Genomic DNA, 25225 nt, shown 5'->3' with positions numbered 1-25225 from the left:
GGCTTGATCATCGTGATCAGGCCTGTCCGGTGACGGAAGCACTCGGAGCGATATGGACACCCTTCTCCTGGCACGGCTGCAGTTCGCGACCACGACCTCCCTGCACTTCCTCTTCGTGACCCTCTCGCTCGGGCTGGTCGTGTTCGTCGCCGGCATGCAGACCGCCTACGCGGTCTCCGGCAAGGCCGTCTACGCCCGCATGACGAAGTTCTGGGGCACGCTGTACGTCATCAACTACGCCCTGGGCATCGTCACGGGCCTGGTGATGGAGTTCCAGTTCGGGCTGAACTGGGGCGGGCTGTCCGAGGTCGCGGGCAACGTCTTCGGGGCGCCGCTGGCGCTGGAGACGCTGATCGCCTTCTTCGTCGAGGCGACGTTCCTCGGCATGTGGATCTTCGGCTGGAACCGGCTGCCCAAGTGGATCCACCTGGCGCTGATCTGGCTGGTCGCGGTCGCCGCGTACGCCTCGGCGCTGTGGGTTCTGGCGGCCAACGCCTTCCTGCAGAACCCCGTCGGCCATGAGATGCGGAACGGCCGGGCCTATCTGACCGATTTCGGCGCGCTGCTGCGGAACGACAGCCTGACCGACTCCCTCCTGCACGTCGTATCGGCGGCGCTGCTGGCCGGAGGGCTGTTCGTGGCCGGGATCAGCGCCTGGCACTTCATCCGGCGGACGGACGAGGTGGAGGTCTTCCGCCGCTCGCTGCGATGGGGCGTCGTCGCCGCCCCCGTCGGCGCGTTCTCGATCATCCACTTCGGCTTCCTGCAGGAGGTCGCGATCGAGCGGTACCAGCCGATGAAGCTCGCCGTCATGTACCAGGAGCCCGCCCGGCTGGAGGCCGCGCGGCAGCTGATGCTGCAGCGGTTCGGCCCCGGCGACTTCGCGCCGCCCTCCTGGATCGCGATCCCTTACCAGATCATGATGAACGGCGCCTTCGTTCTCGCCCTCGCCACCCTCGCCTGCCTCGTGCTGCTGTTCCGGAACTGGCTGGTACGGCTGCGCGTGCCGCTCTACGCGCTGGTCGTGATGATGCCGGTGCCATTCGTGCTGGTGATCATGGGCTGGCTGGTACGGGAGGTGGGCCGGCAGCCCTGGGCGGTATACGGCCTGCTGACCACCGAGAAGGCGGTGTCGGACGTCCCTCCCGGGCTCGTGCTCGCCTCCTACGTCGGCTTCACCTTGGTGCTCGGGCTGCTCGTGGTCCTCGACTACTGGCTGATCGCCACGTACGCCCGCAGGGGACCCCGCCACACGCTGTTCGGGACGACGCTCGCCGAGCCCGCCAGGGACCGTCTGACGGCCTACTGAACACAGGAGGAAACGGTGGATCTCGTATGGGCGGTCCTGCTGGGGCTGCTGTTCTGCGGCTACTTCGTGGTGGACGGCTTCGACATCGGCACCGGTCTGCTGCTCCGCCGGGTCGGCCACACGGAGGGGGAGCGGCGGGCGCTCCTCACCGCGATCGGCCCGTTCTTCCTCGGCAACGAGGTGTGGCTGGTGGCCGTCGGCGGTGTGCTCGCCGGCGCGTTCCCACTGGTCAAGGACCGGGCGCTGGGCGGGATGTACCCGCTGGTCGTGGTGGGCCTGCTCGTCTGGGTGTTGCGTGACGCGTCGATCTGGTTCCGCAGCCGGCGCGGGTCGCTCGGCTGGCGGGCGGGCTGGGACCGGATGCTGGTCGTGACCAGCGCCGCGTTCGCCGCCTTCTGGGGCCTGTTCATCGGGGCCGCGCTCGCCGGCCTCCCCCCGGCGGGCGCGACGGCCGGGGCGGCGCGGCTGGCCGGGCCGTACCCACTGCTGTGGGCGGTGGCGATGGTCGCGCTGTTCGCCGCGCACGGGTCCGTCTTCCTCGCGGTACGGCTGTCGGGGGATCTGATGAAGCGGGCCGAGGCGACGGCTGCGCGCCTGCTGCGCCCGGCCGCGGGACTGCTCGCGTTGGCCGTGTCGGCCGGGGCCGTCCTGGTGCTGCCGAAGCGATGGGAGGTCCTGCTCTCCGCCGTCCTGATCGGCGGCCTGGGCGCGGCCGCCCTGTGGGCCGCGCGGGCGGCGGTGCGGCGGGGGAGGCACGGCCGGGCGCTCACGCTCACCTCCCTCGCCGCCGCGTCCCCTGTCGCGGTGCTGCTCGTACGGCTCGCCGGGGACCTGCCGGGCGCGGCGGCGGACGACGACACTCTGCGCACGCTCGGCGGTTTCGCCCTCGTCACCCTGCCGCTGCTGGTCGCGGCCCAGGCGTGGATGTGGTGGGCCTTCCGGAGACGGGTGGACGCCGGCACGGTGGTCTTCTTCTAGAGGAGCGCCTCCCTAGCGAGCCGGCGACCGCCGTGCAGGGTCTCGGCGTAGGAGAACACATGCCCGGAGCCGACCTCGACCGGCGCCAGCAGGGCCATGTCCGGGTCGTCGCCCGGATCGAGCGGGAAGGCCAGCTCCGCCGGGCCGGACCAGACCTCGCCGAACTCGACGCCGGTCACCCGCGAGGCGACCAACTCGTTCACCGGGACGTCGCCGGGGATCCAGGAAGGAAAGAACCTGCTGTGGACCAGGGGGAGCGTGTGCAGTTCGGGCGGCTCCGAGCGGCCCTCCAGGGTCACGGCGGCCGCGGCGAGCCGTCGGCCGCGCACACTGAGGGCGCCGGAGAAGCGTCCTCCGGGAGCCATGCGCGGTCCCGCGCGACCCACGGTGACGGGGCGGGTCAGGTGGACGACGCCGTGCTGTTTGGGCATCCCCTGCACCCAGCCACGGACGAGCGGCACCGCCTGGTCCACCCACGCGTAGGGGCAGCGGGCCATCGGCTCGCCCCGGTGCGCGCAGGCCAGGAGGATGAGGAACTCGGAGAAGCGGCACCGCGCCGGGTCGCGCAGCTCGGTCCCGGAGTCCGAGCACCACTGCCACTCGGCGAACACGGCGGCGGCCCTCCCCGGATCGGGGCCCGCGTCCAGGCCGGGTGGCAGGAAGCACTCGGCCGCCGCCGGGTCCAGCCGGTAGTCGACCATCACCACCTCGCCGGAGAAATGCCAGGGCGGCGGGGTGATCATGGAAGAGGTCCCGGAGGGAGAGAGCGGCAGCGAATAACCGACGGGTCCGGTGTGGCGCGTCACGCTGGTCATGGGCGCAGCGTAAGTACGCCGCCGGGCCCGGACAACGGCGCTCCAGCCGGTGTCGAGCGGACCTCGACGGCCGCTCGACGGCCGGCGCGGCGCTAAGGTCATCCGCATGGGCGGGCGCGTGGACGATGCCGCGGGACCGTGGCAGCCCCTGCTCGCCGTGCCGTGGCGGGTGCCGTTGTCACGACTGCCCTGGCGATCGGCGGCGTACCTGCTGTCCGGTCCGCCGGTGGCGCTCGCCTGGGCGGCGGGCACGGTCGTCCTGCTCGCGCTCGGCGCGGTGACGGCACCCCTGGTCGTCGGGGTGTGGGTGCTCGGGCGCGTTCCCGCGTGGACGGTGGCCATGGGACGGGTGGAGCGGGCCCGGCTCCGGCTGCTGGACCGCCGTCCCGTCCCTCCGATTCCCCGGGGGGACCGCGCCAGGGAACTGCTGACCGAGCCCACGACCTGGCGCGAGGTCGGGCACGGACTGCTGCTGTGCGTGCTGGCCCCGATCGACCTCGGCTGCCTGCTGGTGGTCGCGGCCACGGTGCTGGGGCCGCTGTCGGCGCCGGTGTGGCACGCGCTGCCCGGCTCGCCGCGGGCCAATGCCTCCTGGCAGGCCGTGGTGGACGACCCGGCGCTCGCGTGGGCGGCGGCCGGGGGCGGGCTGGTGATCGCGGTGGCCGCCTCCTATCTGGTCTCCGCCGTCGCCGCCGCGCAGGCCGTACTGGCCCGGACCCTGCTTGTCCCGTCCGAGGACCGGGACCTGAGGCTCCGGCTGATCGAGGTGGATCGCTCCCGGGCCCGGCTGGTCGACGTCTTCGACAGCGAGCGCAGGCGACTGGAACGCGACCTGCACGACGGCACCCAGCAGCGGCTCACCGGGCTCATCATGACGCTGGGCCTGGCGAAGCTGGAGCTCGGCGACGCCGCGCCCGAGGCCGGGTCGCTGGTGGAGCGGGCCTACCGGGAGGCGCAGGAGACGCTGGGCGAGCTGCAGGACCTGGTCCGCGGGATGCGGCCCGCCATCCTGGGGGACCGGGGCCTGCCCACCGCGCTGGCCGAAGCCGCCCGGCGCTGCCCGGTGCCGGTGACCGTGCGCGCCGCCGCCGCGGGACCGCGCCCGCCGGAAGCCGTGGAGGCGGCGCTGTACTTCGCCGGGTGCGAGACGCTGACCAACCTCGCCAAGCACAGCGGCGCCGGGCGGGCCGAACTGGACCTCGCCGGAGAACCGTCCGGGCCGGGACGCCGCAGGCTGGTGCTGCGGGTCGAGGACGACGGGGCGGGCGGAGCCGATCCGGAACGGGGCAGCGGCCTGACCGGCGTCGCGGACCGGATCGCGGCGCTGGGCGGCTCCGTCAGCCTGTCGAGCCCGCCCGGCGGGCCGACCGTCATACGCGTGGAGGTCGAGTGGACGTCGTGATCGCCGATGACGCGGTGCTGCTGCGCGAGGGACTGCGGCACATCCTGGAGCGGTTCGGGCATCGCGTCGTCGCCTCGGTCGGCGACGGGGACGCGCTGCTGGAGGCGGTGGCCGAGCATCGCCCCCACGTGGCAGTGGTGGACGTACGGATGCCGCCGAGCTTCCGTGACGAGGGGCTGCTCGCCGCGCTGCGCATCCGCACCCGCCACCCGGGGATCGGCGTCCTGGTGCTCTCGCAGTACGTCGAGCGCTCCTATGCCCTGGAGCTGCTGGAGTCCGGGGCCGGCAAGGGCGTCGGCTATCTGCTGAAGAACCGGGTCGGCGAGGTCGAGGAGTTTCTGGACGCGGTCGAGCGGGTGGCCGGCGGCGGCACCGTCATCGATCCCGAGGTGGTCGTGCGACTGCTGGAGGACCGCAGGGACCGCGCCGCCCTGGACCGGCTCACCCCCCGAGAGCGGCAGGTGCTCGGCCTCATGGCGGAGGGCAAGTCCAACGGCGCCATCGCGAGGAAGCTCATGGTGACGGACGCGGCGGTGCTCAAGCACGTCGGGAACATCTTCGGCAAGCTCCTCCTCGAACCCACCGACGAGGAGCACCGCCGGGTGATGGCGGTGCTCCACTACCTGCGCGAGGAGGCGTCGTGACGGCCTCTCAGGGCCACCGCCGCCGGCACGAGGCTCGACAGCGTCACCACGGCCACGCACGCGCCCACGACGGCGCCGGTCTCGGCCCACGGCAGCGCCGCTGGGACCGCGCTCCCGATCCCGCGCAGCACCTCTCGCAGCCCCAGCACGGCCAGGGCCGTCACCGCGACACCGAGGAGGGCGCCGGTCGCGGCCACGCACAGCGACTCCCACAGCACCATGCGCAGGACCTGCGCCCGCCGCGCGCCGATCCGTAGCAGCCGGGCGAACTCGCTCCTGCGAGAGCCGAACGCCATCGCCGAGGTGTTCGCCACCGAGATGAGCGTGTATGCGACGGCGAACCCGGTGAGGGCCACCGCTCCGATCCGCATGCCCTCCTGGCGCGCTTTCCCGGCCGCGGCCGTCGTCTCCGCCGTGGGCGTCACCCGCACCCGGTCCGACCGGCGCTCGATGGCCGCGGCCACCGCGCGTGGGTCACCGCCCGGACCGACGGCCACGTGGACGGAGACCGGGCCGGGCAGCAGGTCCTGGGGGACCAGCAGCGGGCCGCCGAGCGGGGAGCCGTCGAACACGGCGGCGAGCCGCAGGACCGCCGGCTCGCGCCCCGGCAGGGCCAGCCGTACCGGCCCGCCCAGCCGCCAGCCGAACCCCTCCGCCTGCCTGCGGTCGGCGGCCACGCCCCTGTGGCGCAGACCGGCCAGGTCACCGGCCACGTGCGAGACGTTCATGACCTGGCCGATCCCCTCCGGGAGCACGCCGAGCGCGGCGACCGTCCGCTCCGTCCGGTTCGCCGACACCTCGACCTCGCCGGCGGTCACCGGCACCGCGACGCGCACCCCGGGCACGGCCGCGACCTCGGCGGCGCCGGGACCCGAGACGACCAGATCGGAGCGCCAGGAGCGCTGCGCGTCGGCGGCGATCGCCCGGCCGAGGAGGGCGGTGCCGCCGAGCAGCGATCCGGTGAGCCCCACCGTGACCAGGACGGGCGCCGCGGTCGACGCCGTCCTGCGCACGGCCTGCCGGACGTTCTCCCTGGCCAGCATGCCGGTCGCCGAGGTCAGCCGGACCAGGGGAGTGGCCACGGCCGCCCCGACCCAGGCGGCGAAGGCGGGCGCGAGCAGCGCGAACCCCAGCACCAACGGCAGCGAGACGAACATGGTGAGCGGCATCCGCCCGTCCGGCGGCGCGACCGGCACCAGCGCGAGCATGCCCGCTCCGCAGGCGAGGAACGCCAGTCCGCCGCCCCACCTGCCGCGTCCGATCGGCGGCTCCGCGAGCGCGGCGTCGCGCAGCGCCTCAGCGGGCCGCACCTGGGACGCCCGGCGCGCCGCCGACGCGGCGGCGACCACGCCGATGACCACCCCCGGCACGAACGCGCCGAACAGCGCCCCCGGAGACACCCGGGACACGAAACCCGCGGGCAGCAGCCCCTGCCCACGCAGGGCGGCCGTCACCCCGGCGGTGAGAGGGAAGGCCAGCACCGTGCCGATCACGGAGGCCATCACCGCCGCCAGCCAGGCCTCGGCCATGACCAGGCCTCTGACCTGGCCCGGCGTCGCCCCGACCGCGCGAAGTACGGCCAGCTCCCGGCGCCGTTGCGCGACCGTGAAGGCGAACGTCCCGGCGACCACGAAGATCGTGGCGAAGGCGCCGATCACCGCGAGCATCACCAACAGGGAGCCGGACTCCTGGACGGCTCGCCGAAGAGGCGCGGGGGTCCCCGGCGGCAACGCGGAGGCGGTGGCGAGCAACGAAACGGCGGCCCCGCTGTAACCCACGCCGAGCGCGAGGGCCACGATCGCCCCGGCGAAGCCGGAGACGCGGGAGCGGAGTGTCAGCCAGGCCACGCCGACGAGAGCCGCGACCCCGTTCATACCGCCTCCCGGCGGTCGCCGTCCTCCAGGTCCGCCAGCCGGGAGGCGACGGACGCGGGCGTCGGTGAGCGCAACTCGTCCACGATCGTGCCGTCGGACAGGAACAGCACCCGGTCGGCGTGCGACGCGGCCAGCGGGTCGTGGGTCACCATCACCACCGTGTCGCCGCGCTCGCCGACAAGCCGGCGCAGCAGGGCGAGCACCTCCCGGCCGGTGCGGCTGTCCAGCGCGCCGGTCGGCTCGTCCGCGAAGAGCACCTCGGGCCCGGCCGCGAGGGCCCTGGCGATGGCGACGCGCTGCTGCTGGCCCCCGGAGAGCTCGGCGGGGCGGTGGCGCGCCCGGTCGGCCAGCGCGACCACGCGCAGCAGCTCCTCGACGTGACCGGCCGGCGGCCTGCGCCCCGACAGCCGCACCGGCAGCGCGACGTTCTGGGCCGCGGTGAGGCTCTCCACCAGGTTGAACGACTGGAACACGAACCCGATCCGGTCGCGTCGCAGCTCGGTCAGCCGCCGTTCGTCGAGACGGCCCAGGTCCACGCCGCCGACCAGGACCCGGCCGCCGTCGGGCCGGTCCAGGCCGGACGCGCACTGCAGGAGCGTGGACTTGCCCGAGCCTGACGGGCCCATGATCGCGGTGAACGAGCGTGCGGGGAAGTCCGCGCTCACCCCGCGCAGCGCCGCCACGGCGTTCGGCCCGGAACCGTAGACCCGGCGCACGTCGATCAGCCGTACGGCGTCGGGGGAATGGGTCTGGTTCATGCCGTCCAGCCAACCAAAGCGGGACGCGGCCCGTCACGGGCGATCACGGGAGTTCCGGAGGTAGTGCGGACGCTACTTTCCCGGCCCGGCGGTCTCCCTGGCTCGATGCTCGATCACGGCTTGAACGCGCGCCGAGCGTCGCCTGCCAGCATTCCCCGCAGGTGCCGCTCCGGGCACTCACCCCACAACCACGCACGCGGAGGAGCTCGCGGATGGGTGGCATCGCAGGATGGGTGGACTTCCACCGGAACCTCGTACCGGACCGCAACGCAGTGCTCGCCCAGCTCGGCACGCTCGCCTGGCGCGGGGCCGACGGCGAGGGGATCTGGGCGTCTCCACACGCCGTGATCGGCCATCGCCGCCGGGCCGGCGTCGATCTCCCCGGCGGCCGCCAGCCGATGTCCGAGGGCGATGTGGCGCTCGCCTTCGACGGCCAGATCTACAACTACCGCGAGCTCCGCGAGGAACTGCGGGGACTCGGCCACCGCTTCCGCACGGACGGCGACACCGAGGTTCTGCTCCGCGCCTACCTCGAGTGGGGCGAGGAGTGCCCCGCCCACTTGAACGGTATGTTCGCCTTCGCGCTGTGGGACGGCCGGGCCGAGCGGCTCGTGCTGGCCCGCGACCGGTTCGGCGTCAAGCCGCTGTACTACCACCCCACCGACACCGGGGTGATCTTCGGTTCCGAGCCCAAGGCCGTGCTCGCGCACCCGCTGGTCGATCCCGTGGTCGACGCCGACGGTCTGCGCGAGCTGCTCGCCTTCACCAGCACGGTCGGCCGCGCGGTCGTCCGCGGCATGCGGCGGGTGCGGCCGGGCGAGGTCGTCGCGATCGACGAGAAGGGCACGGGCGAGCGGCTCTACTGGCGGCTCGCGGCGGCGCCGCACACCGACGACAGGGGCGCCACCGTGCGCCGGGTGCGGGAGCTGCTCGAGGCGTCGGTGACCCGGCAACTCGCCGCCGACGTGCCCGTCGGCGTGCTGCTGTCGGGCGGCGTCGACTCCAGCACAGTGGCGGCACTGGCCGCGCGGGCCCTGCGCGACCAGGGCGCGGGCCGGCTGCGCACGTTCACCGTCGGCTACATGGGCGGCCAGGCCACGGGCCCCGGGCCGATGCGCAGCGCCGAGGACGCGCCCTACGCCCGCGAGGTGGCCGAGCACATCGGCTCCGAGCACGAGCTGATCGAGCTGGACGCCCGCGACATGACCGACCCCGTGCTGCGCCGTACGGCGGTGTGGGCACAGCAGGACATGCCGGTGGCCGCCCCGCAGTTCCCCGCCTCGCTGCGCGCGCTCTGCCGCCGCATCGGCGAACGGGTCGGCGTGGTCCTCGCCGGGGAGCAGGCCGACACCGTCTTCGCCTCGTTCATGGGGATGGACGACCCGGCGGTCGTGGCCGCCGAGACCTACCCGTGGATCGCGGCCACCGCCCACCACCTGCCGCCGCAGGGGCTGGGCACCGGCCTGTTCAGCCCGGACGTGCTCCGCGAGCTGGACGTGCCCGGCTACTGCGCCGACATGTATCGGGCCGAGCTGTCCGGTGTCCCGACCCTGGACGGCGAGGAACCGGGGGCGCGCAGGATGCGGGAGATCTACTACCTCCATCTCCAGGGCTGGCAGGAGTTCGGCTGTGCGCTCGACGACGGAGTGAGCCTGGCCGGCGGCGTCGAGCTGCGCTGGCCGTACTGCGACCACGAGCTCGTCCAGTACCTGTTCAACGTCCCCTGGGAGATGAAGACCTTCGACGGGCGGCCGAAGAGCCTGCTCCGCGCGGCCGCGGCCGACCTGCTACCGGCGTCGGTGTTGCAGCGGGAGCCCAGCCAGTTCCCCACCGGGCGCGATCCCGCGTACGCCCCGATGCTCAAGGCGGAGCTGGCGCGGGTGCTCGCCGACCCGGCCTCGCCCGTGCTCCCGCTGCTCGACCTGGCCGCCGCCAAGGCGCTGCTGGCCGGGTCGATCGAGCCGCGGCGGGCGTGGCGCGACCTCACCGACATGGAGATGGTCCTGCAGACCAATCAGTGGCTCGATCAGCACCGCATCCGCATCGCCCTTTAGACCGCCAAACGACCGGGGTACAGAGATGATCGAACCGGCAGTGCACCTTCGCTCGGCCAACCTGACCGAGCTGGAGTATCTGGCGCTCAACAGCGAGCTCAACATGGCCGACGGCCACGCCCGCCAGGAGCTCACCGACGGCCAGCAGCGGATCGTCGAGGAGTTTCCCACCCTCTTCGAGAAGGCCGCCGCGCAACCGGTGGAGGACCTGGAGCGGGAGGCCCACCGCGCCTTCCTTCACCTGCTCGGCCAGCACAGCTATCCCGCGGGCCGGGTGCTGAGCTGCTACGCGTCCTCCGTCGCGATGGAGATCCTCGCGCGGTCGCTCGCCACCAGGACCGACGCGGTGGCCCTGGTCCATCCCACCTTCGACAACATCCCCGACATCCTGCGCGGCGTGGGACTGCGACTGGTCCCGGTCGAGGAGGACCCGCTGCACGCGGGGGCGCCCCTTCCTGACGGCGTCGGCTGCGTCTTCGTCACCACGCCGAACAACCCCACGGGCCGGGTGCTGACCGCGGAGCGGCTGGCGGCGCTCGCCGCCGAGTGCCGCGAGAAGGACGTCGTGCTCGCGCTCGACACCTCGTTCCGCGGGTTCGACCCCCGCGCCCACTACGACCATTACGCGATCCTGGAGTCCAGTGGGTGCCGGTGGACGGTCATCGAGGACACCGGCAAGCTGTGGCCGACGCTGGACCTCAAGGTCGGCCTGCTCGTCTACAGCGCGAACGTGGGACTGCCGGTCGCCAAGATCTACTCCGACATCCTGCTCGGCGTCTCGCCGTTCATCCTGGCGCTCGTCGAGCGCTTCGCCGAGGACGCGGCGAGCGGCGGCCTCGCCGACCTGCACGCGTTCATCGCGGAGGGCCGCCGCATCGTCCACGAGACGCTGGGGGACGTGCCCGGGATCTCGTTCCCCGATGCGGACAGCGTGGTCAGCGTGGAACGGGTCGATCTGGGCGACCGGCGCTGCGCCGACATCTGGTCCGCCCTGCAGGACCGCCAGGTCTACGTGCTGCCCTGCACCCAGTTCCACTGGGCCGATCCCGGGCTCGGCGAGCGCTCGTTGCGCGTCGCGCTGGCCCGCTCCCACACCTCCCTGCAGGCCGCCGTCCGCGAGCTGCGGTCCGTCCTGCTGGCCGGCTGAGCGGCGCCCGTGGACGGCCCCCGCCCCCACCGGCTCCGCTGGGTCCCCGGCATCGTCCAGGCGGTCGCCCCGGACGGCGTCGCGGATCTGGCACCGGGCTACCTCGACCCGGAGCTGCTGCCGACCGGCCTGATCGCCGACGCGTACACCGAGGCGTTGGAGGAGTACGGCGCCGCCGCGCTCACGTACGGCGAGAACCAGGGAGTGCTGCCTCTGCGGCAGGCGCTCGCCGAGCGGGCGGCGACCGGCGGCCGGCCGTGCGGGCCGGAGCACGTGCTGGTCACCGCGGGCACGTCACACGCACTCCACCTGCTCGCGACGACGCTCGCCCGGCCCGGGGACGTCGTGCTGTGCGAGCCGGTCTGCTACGACTTCGGCAGACGGATCCTCACCGACCGCGGGCTGCTGCCGTCCCCGATCCCGATGGACGGCGAGGGACCCGACCCGGCGGCGCTGGTGGAGGCGGCGCGGGCGCACCGCGCCGCCGGGCGCCGCGTCGCCTTCGTCTACCTCGTCCCCACCTTCCACAACCCCACCGGGCTGCTGGTCGGCGAGCACCGCCGTCGCGAACTGGTGGCCGCGGCCCGGGAGAACGACGTCCTGATCGTCGAGGACGACGCCTACGCGGAGCTGCGCCTCGATCCGGTCGTGATGCCGCCGTCCCTCGCCGAGCTGGCGGGCTACACCGGAGTGATCCGGCTGTGCACCTTCGCCAAGACCCTCGGCCCGGGGCTGCGGCTCGGGTGGATGATCGCCGATCCCGTGCTGACCGCCCGGCTCGCCGCCGGTGGGCTGCTGTCCAGCGGCGGCGGCCTGAACCACCTGGCCTCGCTCGCTGTCGCCACCCTGCTCCTGGACGGCCGCTACGACCGGCGGATCGCCCGGCTGCGCGAGGGACTGCGGGCCCGGCGCGACGCGCTGGTCACCGCCCTCGGCGGCGGCGTGGCCGTGCCACACGGCGGCTTCTTCCTGTGGCTGCCCGGGCTGGACGCCGGCGCGGCCGAACGGGCCGGCGTCCGGGTCGCGGACGGCGCGCGCTTCGGCGCGCCGCCCGGGCCGGTGTCGCGCCTCAGCTACAGCTTCAACCCGCCGGAAGAGCTGGCCGCGGCCGGTCGGCGGCTCGCCGCACTGCTCGACCTCACCCCCACCGCCTGAGAAAGGACCTCTCGTGCATCGAACGCTCATCGTGGCCCGGATGCGGCCCTCGGACGCGGACGCGGTCGCCGAGATCTTCGCGGAGTCGGACGCCACCGAACTGCCCCGCATGGTCGGCGTCTCGCGGCGCACGCTGTACCGCTTCCACAACCTGTACTTCCACCTGGTCGAGGCGGACGACGACATCCGTGACCGGCTCTACCGGGCCCGCGACACCGAGCTCTACCGCGACATCAACACCAAGCTGGCGCGGCACATCTCGCCCTACGACCCCGCCTGGCAGGAGCCGAAGGACGCCATGGCCACGCCCTTCTACCAGTGGCAGGCGGTGTGACATGGCCGGACACACGGACAACGAGATCGTCATCGACGCCCCCGCCGACATCGTTTGGAGGATGACCAACGACGTCCCGTCCTGGCCCGAGTTGTTCAGCGAGTACGCGGCGGCCGAGGTGCTCTCCCGGGACGGCGACACTGTCAGGTTCCGCCTGACGATGCACCCGGACGCCGAAGGCAACCGGTGGAGCTGGGTCTCCGAGCGCACGGCGGACCCGGGGACCAGGACCGTGCGCGCCCGCCGGATCGAGACCGGCTGGTTCAAGTACATGAACCTGTTCTGGGAGTACACCGAGGCGCCCGGCGGAGGCGTGCGGATGCGCTGGGTCCAGGACTTCGAGATGAAGCACGAGGCTCCGCTCGACGACCGCGCGATGGCCGACCGGCTCAACCACAACACCGAGATCCAGATGAAGCGGATCAAGGAGATCGTTGAGCGCGTGGCGGCGGAGGGCTGAGCCATGGGCGTTCTGCTGTCCCAGATATCCATCGCGCTGAGCGGTCTGGTCGCCGGCATGCTTCTGTGGTCGGCGATCGGCGGGGTGCCCTGGATGCGGCGGCTGTCCGCCGCCGACTACGTCCGGCTGCACCAGTACTGGTCCCCGCGCTTCGATCCGCTCGCCCCGATCATGGTGCTCGGAGTGCTCGCCTGCGACGTGGCGCTGCTCTTCCTCGCCCCGACCCGCGCGTCACGGTACCTGCTCACCTTCCTGGTCGTCGCGCTGGCCGCCATCGTCGTGATCTCCGCGACGAGGAACGCCAGGCTCAAGCGCACCGTCATGCGGCTCGACCCGGACCGGCTGCCGCAGGACTGGGACGAGCGCGACCCGCGCCCGGCCTTCGGCCGGTGGAACCTCGCCCGCACGATCATCGCGATCGTCGTCTTCCTCGGCAACGTCGAGGCGATGGCGGTGTACACCGTATGAGCGGGAGGACCGAGACCGCGGGGACCGCCGATACGACGAGCGCGCCCGAGAGAGCCGGGGCGGGCGGCGCGGCCTTCCGCGTCGTGCTGGACATCCGCGTCCGGCCGGGCAGCGAGGCCGAGTTCGAACGGGCCTGGCTGGAGGTGGCCGAGGGCATCGCCCGGCACCCGGCGAACAGGGGGCAACGGCTGCTGCGCGACGCCGAGGACGACGGCGCCTACTACGTGTTCACCGACTGGACCGACGAGTCGAGTTTTCGAGAGTTCGAAGTCAGCCCGGAGCACGCGCGCAACCTCGCCCGGCTCCGGCCGTACCGGAATGGAGGCTCCATGAGGACCATGCGCGTCGTCTACGAACTGGCGGGTGCCCGATGAGCGAGCGGGTGCGGGTCATCCTCTGGTACCGGGTGCCGAAGGAGGAGGTGTGGCCGCTGGCCGACACCTACCGGAAGATCAGCGAGCAGCTGGTCGGCGCCCCCGGCATGCTCGGGAACGAACTGCTGCACTCCCAGGTGGACGAGACCACCGTGATGGTGACCAGCCACTGGGAGAGCCTGCGGCATCTGGAGGAGTGGGTCCACAGCAGCAGTCACCGGCACACCAGCCCGCTGCGGCCCTACCTCGACACCGGCCGGGACCGGCCCTACGAGACCTTCACCGTGATCTCGTCCTTCTGAGCGAACCGGATCGGAGGCAACCCATGTCGGACGGACGATGGATCCAGTGCCAGGGATGCCGGGGGATGATCCATCACCGCCGGTTCGCCCGGGACCTCGGGGTCTGCTCCGAGTGCGGCCATCACCATCCGGTCACCGCCGAGGACCGGGTGGAGCAGCTGCTCGACCCGGGCTCGGCCGTCCCGGTCGAGTCCGCGGCCGTGCTCGCCGACCCGCTGTCCTTCGTCGACAGCGTCCCCTATCCCGACCGGCTGGCCGGCGCGCGGGAGCGTACGGGCCTCGCCGACGCGGCGCTGTGCGCGCGCGGCCGGCTGGCCGGCCGGCCGGTCGTGCTCGTGGCGATGGACTTCCGCTTCCTCGGCGGGAGCCTCGGGGCGGCGGTGGGCGAGCTGGTCACGGTGGCGGCGGAGATCGCCGTGCGGGAGCGGCGACCGCTGATCACGGTCACCGCCTCCGGCGGTGCGCGCATGCAGGAGGGCGTGCTCTCGCTGATGCAGATGGCCAAGACCAGCCAGGCGTTCGCCGAGCTGGACGAGGTGGGCGTCCTGTCCGTCTCCGTGGTCGCCGACCCGACCTTCGGCGGCGTCGCGGCCTCCTTCGCGACGCTGGCCGACGTCATCCTCATCGAGCCGGGCGCCCGGATGGGGTTCGCCGGTCCCCGGGTCATCCGGCAGACGATCAGGGAGGAGCTGCCGGAGAACTTCCAGACCGCCGGGTTCCTGCTGGAGCACGGCATGGTGGACGCCGTGGTGCCCCGGCAGGACCTGCGCGGCGCGCTGGGACGGCTGGTCGCCGCCACCGTTCCCGTCACAGCCCCCGCCGGCCTTTCCGCCTCCGACGGCGGAGGCGGAGGGGAGACCGGGGCCGTGCCGTACGTGCCGGAGGAGCGCGACCCCTGGGAAGTGGTGCGGCTGGCCCGCGACCTCGGCCGGCCGACCACCGCGGACTACGCGGGACTGCTGCTTGAGGACTTTCAGGAGTTGCGCGGTGACCGGGTCTTCGGCGACAGCCGGTCGGTGGTCGCGGGCGTCGGCCGCCTGGGCGGCGTCCCGGTGATGCTGATCGGCCACCAGAAGGGGCACACCACCCGGGAGCTGGTGGCGAGCAACTTCGGCATGCCGCCGCCCGAGGGCTATCGCAAGGCCGCCCGCCTGATGCGCCTGGCCGAGAAGTTGCGCATCCCCGTGGTGACGCTGGTGGACACGCCCGGGGCCTACCCGGGAGTGACGGCCGAGGAGCGCGGCCAGGCCGTGGCGATCGCCGAGAACCAGCGGCTGATGGCCCGGCTGACGGTCCCCGTCGTCAGTGTGATCACGGGGGAGGGCGGCAGCGGCGGCGCGCTCGCCCTGGGGATGGCCGACCGTGTGCTGATCTGCGCCAACGCCTGGTACTCCGTGATCAGCCCGGAGGGCTGCGCCGCGATTCTGTGGAAGAGCCCCGCCGCCGCGCCCCTGGCGGCGCGGGCCCTGCGGCTGGACGCGGGGGAGCTGCTGCGCCTGGGCGTCGTGGACGGGGTGGTGCCCGAGCCGGAGGGCGGCGCGCACACGGACCCCGTCCTGGCCGCCCGGCTGCTCGGCGCCGCGGTCGGCACGGCACTCGCCGACCTGCTCCCGCTCTCCGCCGCCGAACTGGTACGGCGGCGCCACGGCAGGTTCCGCGGATTCGGCCTGCCCGCCGCCGACAGTGCCCCCGTAGCCGTCCCCGTAGTCGCAGCCGCGCAGAGGTGATCAATGAAGAACCCGTCCGAACCGGGAGGCGACCTCGACCTGCTGTGCCAGGCCGCCACCCGCCTCGTCTCGCTCCTGCCGCAACCGCCGGCGACGCTCAAGCTCCGGCTCGGCGCGGCCAGCGCCGAGCTGACGTGGGAGAGCGCCCCCGCCTACGGTCCGGCGGCCGGGGCCACCCCGTGGGAGGCCCCGGCCGCCGAACCGGCGGACCCCGCGCTCGATCACGTCACGGCCCCGCTGGTCGGAACCTTCTACCACGCTCCCGAGCCGGGTGCGCCGCCGTTCGTCGCGGTGGGCGGCGCGGTGGAGGCGGGCCAGCAGGTCGGCATCGTGGAGTCGATGAAGCTGATGAACCCGGTCCACACCGAGATCGCGGGACGGGTGGTGGAGATCCTGGTCCCGGACGCCACCTCCGTCGAGTACGACCAGCCGCTCATCGCGATCGCCCCGGCGGGCGGTGACGAGGCGTGCGCGGTGCTCTTCCCCGGCAAGGGCGAACCGTCCGCCGGACACGACCCCGTCGGGGGAGGGAGACGCTGATGTTCGACACCGTCCTGATCGCGAATCGCGGCGAGATCGCAGTCCGGATCGCCCGCACCTGCCGGGAGATGGGCGTGCGCACCGTCGCCGTCCACTCGACCGCCGACCGCGACTCCGCGGTGTCCCGGATCGCCGACGCGTCCGTGCAGATCGGGCCGCCCGCGCCCCGGCGCAGCTATCTCAACGCCGCCGCCCTCATGGAAGCGGCCCTGGCCGCCGGGGCCGACGCGGTCCACCCCGGGTACGGCTTCCTGTCGGAGGACGCCGAGTTCGCCCGGATCTGCGAGGAGAACGGGCTGGTCTTCATCGGCCCGTCGCCCGAGGTCATGGAGCGGCTCGGGGACAAGGCCGCCGCGCGGGCCGCCATGAGCGCGGCGGGCCTGCCGGTGCTGCCGGGGAGCCTGACACCCGTGGGTGAGGACGAGGCGGCCGGGCTCGCCCGCGAGATCGGCTATCCCGTCATCGTCAAGGCGGTGGCCGGCGGCGGCGGGCGCGGCATGGCCGTGATCCCCGACAGGGACGCGTTCGCCGCGGCGTACCGCCGGACCAGGGCGGAGGCGCGGATGCTCTTCGGCGACGACCGGGTCTGCGTCGAGCGCTACCTGCCCGCCGCCCACCACGTCGAGGTGCAGGTGCTGTGCGACGGCCACGGCAACGCGGTTCACCTGGGCGAGCGGGACTGCTCGGCGCAGCGGCGCCGGCAGAAGCTGGTGGAGGAGACCCCGTCGCCGGCGGTCAGCCCCGAGTCGGCCGCGCGCATGGCCGCCGCCGCGCTCGACGGGGCGCGCGCCGTCGGCTACCGCGGACTCGGCACGTTCGAGTTCCTGGTGGACGACGAGAGCGGCGACTTCTACTTCATCGAGACCAACTGCCGCATCCAGGTCGAGCACCCGGTGACCGAGATGGTGACCGGCGTGGACCTGGTCCGCGAGCAGCTCGCCGTCGCCGCGGGCCTGCCGCTGTCGCTGCGGCAGGAGGACGTCGCACGGCAGGGTGTGGCGGTGGAGTGCCGGGTCAACACCGAGGACCCGGATCGAGGGTTCGCGCCGACGCCCGGCCTGGTCGCCGAGTTCGTCCCGCCCGGCGGGCCGTTCATCCGGGTGGACACCCACGCCTACCCGGGGATGCGGACGCCGCCGGACTACGACCCGCTGCTGGCGAAGGTGATCGCCTGGGGGCGCGACCGGGACCAGGCGCTCGACCGCATGGACCGAGCCCTGGCCGAGCTGCGGGTGAGCGGTCCGGGGCTGCGCACGAACGTCGGCTTCCTGCGTGAGGTGCTGGCCAACCCGGTCTTCCGCAAGGGGACGCACACGACCGGTCTCGTCGACCGGATGCTCGCGTCCCGGAACGGCTGACCCCGCGTGGCCCCTGCCGCGGCGGCACTGTGTCGCGACGGCGTCGCCGGTCGTACCACGAGGACATCCAGGACGTACACGACATGGAGGGATCCAGAGGACATGAAGGAGACGACGATGAGCGAGCCCGACATCACGCTGGTCCGTGACGGGAACGGCGACGTGACGCTGTACATCGATGACATCCAGGCGATGCAGGGATGGGAGCGGACGCTCATGTGGCGCTCGGCCGACCTGCTCTGCGAGCGGGGCGGGGAGTTCCTGGAGGTCGGGCTCGGCCTGGGCTACTCCGCGCTGCGCATCGCCGAGCGCGCCGACACCTTCCGGCACACAGTGATCGAGAAGCACCCGAAGGTGATCGAACTCTTCCGGGCCGAGCACCCGGACCCGCCCGCCACGCTGGAGATCGTGCAGGCCGACTTCTTCGACTATGTCGACACGCTGGCGCCCGACAGCTATGACGGCGTGTTCTTCGACCCGGAGCTGCCCAAGGAGCTGTTCGAGGACCGCGGCCTGCTGGACGACTTCATGCCGAAGATCGTCCGGGCGCTGCGCCGGGGCGGCACGTTCGTGCCCATGTTCTCCCTCGACGGCGACGTCCCCGAGGCCGCCACCTGCACCGCGTCCGCGGCCGTGATGCTCGACCGCTACCTGCGGTTCTTCGACCGCGTCGTCGTCGAGCGCCACCGATACCGCGCGTACGCCAACACCGTCTACACGCCCGGCCGCGTGGGCGACGCGTTCGTCCTCTGCTTCACCAAGGACTGACCCGGCCGCTTGCCCCGGCCGGCCGCGCCACTCAGGCCGGCTTGACGGCGCGGAACACTCCGTAGCGCATGACGCCGCGGTCGTAGGCCTGCTTCATCAGCGGCACCGAGTTGACGAAGCGGAAGACGTCGGTGCCCTTGGCCCGCAGCAGCTTCCAGACGAAGAGAGGATCCCGGACCAGCGGTCTGGCGATCTCCGCGGACAGCTTCCACGTGGTGCGGGCGTGCTCGGTCCAGTCGGCGGTGGCGACGTCGGCGTAGCCCAGTTCCTCGCACAACCTGCCGTAGTGGTCGAGCGGCAGGACGTGTGAGACGGCGAAGTCGCGGTACAGCCGCCGGAGCAGGCGCACCTCGGACGGAGCGAGCCGGTCGTCGCGGCCGCACCAGGTCGCGACGACCAGTCGGCCGCCCGGCCGCAGCAGCCGGAGGCACTCGGCGAGGTAGGCGCGCTTGTCCGGCATCAGCTCGCAGCTCTCCAGCGACCAGACCACGTCGAAGGAGGCGTCGGGGTAGGTCGAGCGCATCGCGTCCATCAGGAGGAACCGGGTCCGGTCGGCGACCCCGGCCTCCTCCGCCTTCTCCGTGGCCCGCCGCACCTGCTCCGAGCTCAGGGTGATGCCGTCCACGTCGCAGGCCAGGTCGCGGGCGAGCATGATCGACGACGCGCCGACGCCGCAGCCGCTGTCCAGGACCCTGGCCCCCTCGGGCACCTCGCCGAAGGCGATCAGCTCGCGCACCGTGCGCCGCTGCGCCAGGTGACGCGAGACGCCCAGGTCGTCGAGGTCCCAGTAGCCGTGATGGATGTGCTCGCCCCACATCTCCTCGTACAGGTCGATCAGCTTGTCGTAGTGGTCGCGCACCGCCCGGTGCAGGTCTTCGACCCGTCCGTCGAAGGTGAGGCCCGTGTCGGTCATGGCGGTCCTTTCGTCGGGGTGACGCCCTTTCGTCCGGTGACGCGCCCATGCTCCACAGCGGCCCTGGTGCGCGGCTCGAATACGGCTCAAGGCCGCTGCGACCACGGTCGGACATGCTTCCCCCGAAACCTCGTCCGACGTCAGGAGGCGGATCGATGTGATGGCAGGAAGCTCACCCCCCGCAGGGCTGTCCGCCCTGGTGACGCACCTCGTCGCGCTGAAACCGGACCTGCGGCCCGAGGAGATCGGAACCGGCTCCTCGCTCACCCGGGATCTCGGTTTCGACTCCCTCGACCTGGTGCGGCTGGCGGCCCGGATCCGCGACCACCATCCCGAGGCCGACCTGCGGTCGTGGCTGACGGTCACCAGCCGGACCGAGATCGACAGTGTCGCCTCGCTGGCCGCCCTCCTGTCCGAGACCGGCCGTACGGACTACGTCGCGCTCGCCCGCGAGCTCGCGCCGGCGTTCGCCGAGCGGGCCGCTCGGCACGACGCCGAGGCGAGCTTTCCGTACGAGAACCTCGACGACCTGGTGCGCAGCGGGTACACCGCGATGACGGTGCCGCGGGAGTTCGGCGGCGGGGGCGCCGACCTGGCCGAGTTGTGCGCGGCCCAGCAGGTGCTGGCCGGAGCCTGCGCGTCCACCGCGTTCTCGGTCAACATGCACGTCCACGGCCTGGCCATGATCGCGAAGCTCGGTGGCGCCGACGCCGAGTGGGTCTGCCGCGCGGTGGCCGACGGCGCGGTGATCGCAGGCGGGTTCAGCGAGCCGGGCGTCGGCGGCAACTGGTGGCACCCCACCACCAGCGCGGAGCCGGTGGAGGGCGGCTACGTGCTCAACGGGCGCAAGGGCTTCTTCACCGGCTATCCGGGGGCCACCCATCTGTTCCTGAGCGCCGCCACCGTCGACGACCGGGGGCTGCCGCGGCCGATGGCCTTCCTGATGCCCAAGCCGGAGAAGGGCATCCGGGTCACCGGAGAATGGGACGCGGCGGGCATGCGCGCGACGGGCAGCCACTCCCTCGCCATCGAGGACCTCTTCGTCGAGGAGAGGTGGTCGATCGGCGAGCCCGGCACGCTGCCGTTGCTGTTCATGACCGGCGTCCACTGGGCGTGGTGCAGCTTCGCCGCCGTCTTCGCGGGCATCGCCAGGGCCGCGCTCGACCACGTCGTCGCGACGCAGCGGCGGCGCGTGCTCAGCGTGATCGGCAGACCGAACGCGCACCTGCCCGGCGTTCAGTTCCGGGTGGCCGAGATGGCGGCGAGGCTGGCGGCGGCCGAGGCCCACCTGGCGGCCGCCGTGCACGCCGACCACGACACCGACGACCCGCTCGGCCACTACATCGACATGAGCCTGATGAAGACGAGCGTCACCCGGCTCGCCCACGAGGTGGTGACGCTGGGCATGCGGGTCCAGGGCGGGTCGTCCCTGGTGTCCGCCGACCCGCTCCAGCGGATGTACCGCGACGTCGTGGCCGGGCTGCTCGTGCCCCCGGCCACGGACGTGGTGCTGGAGTGGGCGGGAAAACAGGCGCTGGACGTGCCGATCTTCGCTGAGCCGAGGTGGGCGGGATGAGCGGGACGAACGGGATGGCCACCGGAGTGACCGCTGCCGGCGGGACCGCCCGGGCCGGCGCCGAGGAGCGCCACGCCGCGGCCCTCCTCGCCCTGGCCGGGCGGGCGTACGACCTCGCCGTGCGGGACGTGTCGGCCGACGCCGACCGCGCCCGGCTGCCCGGCAGCCAGTTCGGCGTGGCACGCATGCGGGCGTGCCTGGCCACCATGCGGGCGCTCCTGGCCCGGCACGATCGCGACGACCACATCGTCGCCTACTACGTAGCCGGAGAGGCCGAGCGGGTCGTCTCCCTCGCGTACGAGCTGGTACGCGATCCCGAGGCCACGCGGCTGATGGGCGACCTGTGGCACGAGCTGAAGGCCGCGCGCCCGCCCGTCTCCCGCGACCTCGCCCGCGAACGCATCGGCAAGACCGCGCTCGGCATCGACCCCGCCGCGACGCCGAGGTGGCTGTGACGCCCGGCGGCGAGCGGCGCCTGGTCGCGCTCGACCCCGCCACCGTGCCGATCGACAACGACTACTACTCCGACGTCGGCGACTCCTGGTGGGACGCCCGCGGGCCGCTGCGCGCCCTGCACGACATGAACCCCGCCCGGGTGGCGTACTTCGACGCGGTCGCGGCCCGGCTCGGTCCCCGAGGGAGCCTGCGGGTGCTCGACGTCGGGTGCGGCGGCGGCCTGGTCGCCGAGCCGCTGGCCGCCCTCGGCTACCGCGTGACCGGCGTGGACCTGTCGTCCGGGGCGATCGAGACGGCACGTGACCACGCCCGCGCGTCGGGGGTCGCGGTCACCTACCGGGTGGGCTCCGCCTACGCGCTGCCGGTCGGCGACGCCGCCGTCGACGTGGTGGTGGTCTCCGACGTCCTGGAGCACCTGCACGACCTGACGGCCGCCGTCGCGGAGATGTCCCGGGTGCTGCGGCCGGGGGGCGTGGTCGCCTTCGACACGATCAATCGGACCGCGGCCGCCTATCTGGTGGCGATCCTGGCCGCCGAGCGGATCCTCGGGATCGTCCACCCCGGCACGCACAACTGGCGCATGTTCGTCCGCCCCGGCGAGTTGGCCGCGCTGTTCGCCCGCCACGGCCTCCGGCCCGCCGAGCTGCGCGGCCTGGCCCCGGCCGCGCCCGTCCACCGGCTGGTCGCCGCGGCGCTGCGCGGCCGGCCCCTGGGCGGCTTCCACCTGACCCGCTCGGCGGCGGTGAGCTACATCGGCCACGCCGTCAAGACACAGGAGCGTTGACATGGCATGGATCAGGTCCGCGACGGACCGCAGTGTCGTCATCCGTACCGACCGGGGGCGGCTGCGCGCGCTACTCGCCGACGTCGTCGGCTGCGGCCGGCTGATGCCGGGAGTCGAGGAGCTGGAGCGGGTCGGCGACGACCTCTACCACTACCGGCTGGCGCGGGTGTCCAACGGCGCGGTCGCCTTCACCCCCGACTACGTCGCACGGTTCGACCTCACCGATCCCGACGCCATCGCCTGGGAGCCGCACGGCGACCACACCTTCCGCTCGTGGGGGACGTTCCTCATGCAGGACGGGCCGACGCCGGGTGAGGTCAGGCTGCGGATCGACACCCGGTCCGAGGCGTGGGTGGACGTGGCGCCGGTCGTGCTGGTGCTGATCGAGCCGTTCGCCCAGAAGGAGAGCGACGAGGTGACGGAGGGCTTCCTCGCGGCCATCAAGAACGCCGCCGAGGCCCGCCTGACGGAGATCGCGTGACTCCCCCGGCGGCCCGCATCCTGGCGGTGCGGCCGGCGGCCGCGGGGCCGCCGGTCTCCCAGGACGAGCTGTTCGCCTCGTTCTACAAAGGGCTCTACGCCGAGGTTGCCGACGCGGAGCGGCTCTTCACCGGCACCCAGGTGCGGCAGCGCCGGCTCGCCTGGACACCCGAGACCGACTACGCCGCCGGCTACCCCGGCATGGCGGCCCGGATCGACGCGTGGGAACGGCACGCGCTGGCCATGGGCCGCGCGTCGGTTGGCGCCGCGCTCGAGGGCGTGGACCGCGACGACGTCGGCACGTACGTGTTCGTGAGCTGCACCGGTTACGCCGGCCCCACTCCCGACATGGTGCTGGCCGACGAGTTCAAGCTCCGCCCGGACCTGCGGCGCACGTTCGTCGGCCACATGGGCTGCTACGCCGGGTTCACCGGGCTGAAGGTGGCACTGGACGCGCTGGCGGCCCGCCCCGGCGAGCTGGCCATGGTGACCTGCGCCGAGGTTTGCTCGGTGCACCTGCGCCCGGAGGCGACCAGGGAGCAGGTCGTGGTCAACGGCCTGTTCGGCGACGCGGCGGCGACGATCCTGCTGGCCGCGGCGGCGGACGGCGAGGACGGGCCGGTCGTCCTCGCCACCCACACCGAGACGCACGGCGCGACGGCGAGCGCGATGACCTGGCGGATGACCGACGACGCCTTCCGCATGACATTGTCGCCCTACGTCCCGCTGTACCTGTCGGAGTCCGTCGGCCCCTTCGTGGCCCGCCTGCTGGAACCGTACGGCCTGCGCGTCGGCGACGTGGCGCACTGGGGCATCCATCCGGGCGGGCCGAAGATCGTCGACTTCGTCGGCGACCGCCTCGGACTGCCCGAGACGGCGCTGCGGCCCTCGCTGGAGATCCTGCGCTCCTGGGGCAACTGCTCGTCACCGACGATCCTGCTGATCCTCGACCACATCCTGCGCGACGTGCGCCCCGCCCCCGGGGAATACGGCGTGTTCATGGCCTTCGGGCCGGGGCTGACCCTGGAGTCGGCCCTGGTCCGGTTCTGATCCGTCCTGACACCTCCGGCCTCACCCGAGGAGAACCCATGACGATCCAGGATCTGGTCGCTGACCTGCTCACCCAGCAGTGGGTCATCGACCTGTTCACCGAGCTGTCCGAACGGCAGCGCCGATCGACGGAGATCGCCGGGAGGGTCCGCGAGCGGTCGGCGTCCAACCACGTCTTCTGGCCGTTCCACGCGCCGCAGTTCCCCCTGGTCACGGCCGAGGCGTCGGGCGGCCGGATCCTCGACGCGGACGGGAACTCCTATCTGGACTCCCACCTCGGTTTCGGCGCGCAGGCCCTGTTCGGGCACAACCCGCCCCGCGTGGTCGAGTTCGTCCGCGACCGGCTCGCCCGCGGCACCGGCAACGGCTACCTCAACCCGATCGAGGACGACCTCGTCGGGCTGCTCGGGGAGTTCGTCCCCCACTGCGAGAAGTTCGCGTTCCTCAACTCGGGCACGGACGCCACGAACGCCGCCATCCGGCTGGCCCGGGCGCACACCGGACGCCGGCTGGTGGCCAAGTTCGAGGGCGCCCTGCACGGCGTACACGACATCGCCGCGCACAACACCGCGTTCTGGTACCACGGCCACCCGGTCGAGCCGTTCCCCGAGATCGGCCCGGACGGCGTCGCGCCGCTGCCCGCGCTGACCGGCGTCGCCCCCGCCTCGGCGGCCGAGCTGCTGGTGTTCCCCAACGACGCCGAGGCGGCGCTGGACCTCGTGGAACGGCGCCGCGACGAGCTGGCCTGCGTCATCGGCGAGGCGGTGTCGTCGTCGTTCCCCTTCGCCGAGCGGACCGTGCCGGTCGTCCGCCGCGTCGCCGAGCGGTGCCGTGAGCTGGGCGTGCCGTTCGTCCTGGACGAGGTGCTCACCGGGTTCCGGTTCGGCGCCGCCGGGGCGGCGGGCCGCTTCGGCATCCCCGCCGATCTCTACACGTACGGCAAGGTCGTCTCCGGGCTGGGGATCCCGATGTCGGTGGTCGGCGGCCGCGCCGACCTCCTCGATCACATGCAGACCAGCGGCCTGCCCCTGACCGACATCGGCCGCAAGACCTGCGTGCAGACCACCCACGCGGGCAACCACCTGGCGCTGGCGGCGTCGTTCGCGTCGCTCAGCCTGCTGCGCGAGGCCGGCGACGCCTATTACGAGCGGACGCGGGCCAAGGTGGCCAGGGTCCAGGAGCGGCTGGCCGCGTTCCGCGCCGAGACCGGCATCCCGCTGCGGCTGCTCGGCTTCGGCGACTTCATCGGCTCCTTCGGGTTCGTCGCGGAGGACTCCTACGACGACTACCGGACCTTCGCGGCGGCGGTGAACCCGGTCGGGCTGTTCCTGCTCACGCTGATGCTGCGCCGGCGCGGCGTCTACACGCTCAGCCTGCCCATGTTCTTCACCGGGGACGCGCACGACGACGCCGACATCGACGAGCTGTGCGCGGCGGTCACCGACTCGGCCCTGGAACTGAGCAAGCACGGATTTCCCTTCATCCTGTCCTAAAGGAGC

26 protein-coding genes are annotated in these 25225 nt (G+C 73.0%); 22 read left to right on the top strand and 4 right to left on the bottom strand.

All coding sequences use genetic code 11. The annotated features are described in order from the left end of the window. Nucleotides 1–52: 52 nt before the first annotated feature. Nucleotides 53–1309, top strand: a complete 1257-nt coding sequence (locus AWQ68_RS17095; RefSeq protein WP_066941483.1) for a cytochrome ubiquinol oxidase subunit I — start codon at nt 53–55, stop codon at nt 1307–1309. Between the two features lie 15 nt (nt 1310–1324). Further along, complete coding sequence (locus AWQ68_RS17090; RefSeq protein ID WP_066941481.1) at nt 1325–2287, top strand: cytochrome d ubiquinol oxidase subunit II; 963 nt, start codon at nt 1325–1327, stop codon at nt 2285–2287. On the opposite strand, the gene mppR is transcribed toward AWQ68_RS17090, so the two are convergent. Beyond that, nucleotides 2284–3102 carry an enduracididine biosynthesis enzyme MppR gene (gene mppR / locus AWQ68_RS17085; protein WP_066941479.1) on the bottom strand — a complete coding sequence of 273 codons (819 nt, stop codon included), beginning with the start codon at nt 3100–3102 and terminating at the stop codon, nt 2284–2286. The genes AWQ68_RS17090 and mppR overlap by 4 nt on opposite strands. Nucleotides 3103–3208: 106 nt before the next feature. On the opposite strand from mppR, the gene AWQ68_RS17080 reads away from it, so the two are divergent. Together AWQ68_RS17080 and AWQ68_RS17075 are read left to right on the top strand one after the other, a co-directional pair. Beyond that, nucleotides 3209–4504 carry a sensor histidine kinase gene (locus tag AWQ68_RS17080; protein WP_066941478.1) on the top strand — a complete coding sequence of 432 codons (1296 nt, stop codon included), beginning with the start codon at nt 3209–3211 and terminating at the stop codon, nt 4502–4504. Next, on the top strand, nt 4492–5148 hold the full coding sequence (locus tag AWQ68_RS17075) for a response regulator transcription factor (RefSeq protein WP_281217662.1): 657 nt from the start codon (nt 4492–4494) through the stop codon (nt 5146–5148). The genes AWQ68_RS17080 and AWQ68_RS17075 overlap by 13 nt, the downstream gene beginning before the upstream one ends. Here the strand turns inward: AWQ68_RS17075 and AWQ68_RS17070 are convergent. Then, nucleotides 5124–7022 carry an FtsX-like permease family protein gene (locus AWQ68_RS17070; RefSeq protein ID WP_066941476.1) on the bottom strand — a complete coding sequence of 633 codons (1899 nt, stop codon included), beginning with the start codon at nt 7020–7022 and terminating at the stop codon, nt 5124–5126. The two genes, AWQ68_RS17075 and AWQ68_RS17070, sit on opposite strands and share 25 nt — an antisense overlap. Next, nucleotides 7019–7780 carry an ABC transporter ATP-binding protein gene (locus AWQ68_RS17065; RefSeq protein ID WP_066941475.1) on the bottom strand — a complete coding sequence of 254 codons (762 nt, stop codon included), beginning with the start codon at nt 7778–7780 and terminating at the stop codon, nt 7019–7021. Before AWQ68_RS17065 ends, AWQ68_RS17070 begins: the two co-directional genes overlap by 4 nt. 212 nt (nt 7781–7992) lie before the next feature. Here AWQ68_RS17065 and asnB point away from each other — a divergent pair, with 212 nt between their 5' ends. From asnB to AWQ68_RS17005, 12 genes are all read left to right on the top strand, one after another. Continuing rightward, the gene (gene asnB / locus AWQ68_RS17060) at nt 7993–9834 is read left to right on the top strand and encodes an asparagine synthase (glutamine-hydrolyzing) (RefSeq protein WP_066941473.1); all 1842 of its coding nucleotides are present in this window, start codon (nt 7993–7995) and stop codon (nt 9832–9834) included. Between the two features lie 25 nt (nt 9835–9859). Next, the gene (gene mppP, locus AWQ68_RS17055; RefSeq protein ID WP_066941472.1) at nt 9860–10981 is read left to right on the top strand and encodes an enduracididine biosynthesis enzyme MppP; all 1122 of its coding nucleotides are present in this window, start codon (nt 9860–9862) and stop codon (nt 10979–10981) included. A gap of 9 nt (nt 10982–10990) precedes the next feature. Further along, nucleotides 10991–12136: an aminotransferase class I/II-fold pyridoxal phosphate-dependent enzyme gene (locus tag AWQ68_RS17050; RefSeq protein ID WP_066941470.1), complete on the top strand. Its 1146-nt coding sequence runs from the start codon at nt 10991–10993 to the stop codon at nt 12134–12136. Nucleotides 12137–12149: 13 nt separating this feature from the next. Then, nucleotides 12150–12470 (top strand): TcmI family type II polyketide cyclase, encoded by a 321-nt coding sequence (locus AWQ68_RS17045; protein WP_066941468.1) that lies wholly within the window; start codon nt 12150–12152, stop codon nt 12468–12470. Nucleotide 12471: 1 nt separating this feature from the next. Next, nucleotides 12472–12930 carry an SRPBCC family protein gene (locus AWQ68_RS17040; RefSeq protein WP_066941467.1) on the top strand — a complete coding sequence of 153 codons (459 nt, stop codon included), beginning with the start codon at nt 12472–12474 and terminating at the stop codon, nt 12928–12930. A 3-nt stretch (nt 12931–12933) separates the two neighbouring features. Beyond that, nucleotides 12934–13398: an anthrone oxygenase family protein gene (locus tag AWQ68_RS17035; protein ID WP_066941465.1), complete on the top strand. Its 465-nt coding sequence runs from the start codon at nt 12934–12936 to the stop codon at nt 13396–13398. Next, entirely contained in the window at nt 13395–13772 is a 378-nt protein-coding gene (locus AWQ68_RS17030; protein ID WP_084464095.1) for an antibiotic biosynthesis monooxygenase family protein, read from the top strand. The genes AWQ68_RS17035 and AWQ68_RS17030 overlap by 4 nt, the downstream gene beginning before the upstream one ends. Further along, nucleotides 13769–14074: an antibiotic biosynthesis monooxygenase family protein gene (locus AWQ68_RS17025; protein WP_066941464.1), complete on the top strand. Its 306-nt coding sequence runs from the start codon at nt 13769–13771 to the stop codon at nt 14072–14074. Before AWQ68_RS17030 ends, AWQ68_RS17025 begins: the two co-directional genes overlap by 4 nt. Continuing rightward, nucleotides 14071–15801, top strand: coding sequence for an acetyl-CoA carboxylase carboxyl transferase subunit alpha (accA, locus tag AWQ68_RS17020; RefSeq protein WP_373281527.1), 1731 nt, complete (start codon nt 14071–14073; stop codon nt 15799–15801). The genes AWQ68_RS17025 and accA overlap by 4 nt, the downstream gene beginning before the upstream one ends. A 3-nt stretch (nt 15802–15804) precedes the next feature. Continuing rightward, nucleotides 15805–16341 (top strand): acetyl-CoA carboxylase biotin carboxyl carrier protein, encoded by a 537-nt coding sequence (locus tag AWQ68_RS17015; RefSeq protein ID WP_066941460.1) that lies wholly within the window; start codon nt 15805–15807, stop codon nt 16339–16341. Beyond that, a complete protein-coding gene (locus AWQ68_RS17010) occupies nt 16341–17699 on the top strand; it encodes an acetyl-CoA carboxylase biotin carboxylase subunit (protein ID WP_066941459.1) in 1359 nt (452 codons plus the stop codon). Before AWQ68_RS17015 ends, AWQ68_RS17010 begins: the two co-directional genes overlap by 1 nt. Nucleotides 17700–17816: 117 nt before the next feature. After that, the gene (locus tag AWQ68_RS17005) at nt 17817–18467 is read left to right on the top strand and encodes a methyltransferase domain-containing protein (RefSeq protein WP_245655958.1); all 651 of its coding nucleotides are present in this window, start codon (nt 17817–17819) and stop codon (nt 18465–18467) included. Between the two features lie 31 nt (nt 18468–18498). On the opposite strand, the gene AWQ68_RS17000 is transcribed toward AWQ68_RS17005, so the two are convergent. Then, complete coding sequence (locus AWQ68_RS17000) at nt 18499–19380, bottom strand: methyltransferase domain-containing protein (protein WP_066941455.1); 882 nt, start codon at nt 19378–19380, stop codon at nt 18499–18501. 160 nt (nt 19381–19540) lie between these two features. Between AWQ68_RS17000 and AWQ68_RS16995 the strand changes: the two genes are divergently transcribed. Genes AWQ68_RS16995 through AWQ68_RS16970 form a run of 6 tightly spaced genes read left to right on the top strand, consistent with a single transcriptional unit; the run spans nt 19541 to nt 25219 of the window. Then, nucleotides 19541–20956, top strand: coding sequence for an acyl-CoA dehydrogenase family protein (locus tag AWQ68_RS16995; RefSeq protein ID WP_084464094.1), 1416 nt, complete (start codon nt 19541–19543; stop codon nt 20954–20956). After that, entirely contained in the window at nt 20953–21411 is a 459-nt protein-coding gene (locus AWQ68_RS16990; RefSeq protein WP_157545383.1) for a hypothetical protein, read from the top strand. The genes AWQ68_RS16995 and AWQ68_RS16990 overlap by 4 nt, the downstream gene beginning before the upstream one ends. Continuing rightward, complete coding sequence (gene ubiG / locus AWQ68_RS16985) at nt 21408–22196, top strand: bifunctional 2-polyprenyl-6-hydroxyphenol methylase/3-demethylubiquinol 3-O-methyltransferase UbiG (protein ID WP_169808935.1); 789 nt, start codon at nt 21408–21410, stop codon at nt 22194–22196. Before AWQ68_RS16990 ends, ubiG begins: the two co-directional genes overlap by 4 nt. Nucleotide 22197: 1 nt before the next feature. Further along, a complete protein-coding gene (locus tag AWQ68_RS16980; protein ID WP_066941450.1) occupies nt 22198–22677 on the top strand; it encodes an SRPBCC family protein in 480 nt (159 codons plus the stop codon). After that, complete coding sequence (locus AWQ68_RS16975) at nt 22674–23726, top strand: type III polyketide synthase (protein ID WP_066941448.1); 1053 nt, start codon at nt 22674–22676, stop codon at nt 23724–23726. Before AWQ68_RS16980 ends, AWQ68_RS16975 begins: the two co-directional genes overlap by 4 nt. 38 nt (nt 23727–23764) lie before the next feature. Beyond that, nucleotides 23765–25219 carry an aminotransferase class III-fold pyridoxal phosphate-dependent enzyme gene (locus tag AWQ68_RS16970; RefSeq protein WP_066941446.1) on the top strand — a complete coding sequence of 485 codons (1455 nt, stop codon included), beginning with the start codon at nt 23765–23767 and terminating at the stop codon, nt 25217–25219. The last annotated feature ends 6 nt before the right edge of the window (nt 25220–25225 follow it).

Origin of the sequence: Microtetraspora fusca, from assembly GCF_001570365.1 — a bacterium.
Lineage (GTDB): Bacteria > Actinomycetota > Actinomycetes > Streptosporangiales > Streptosporangiaceae > Microtetraspora > Microtetraspora fusca.
The sequence above is the reverse complement of the archived record's forward strand: the minus strand, read 5'-3'. Positions and strand labels throughout refer to the sequence as shown.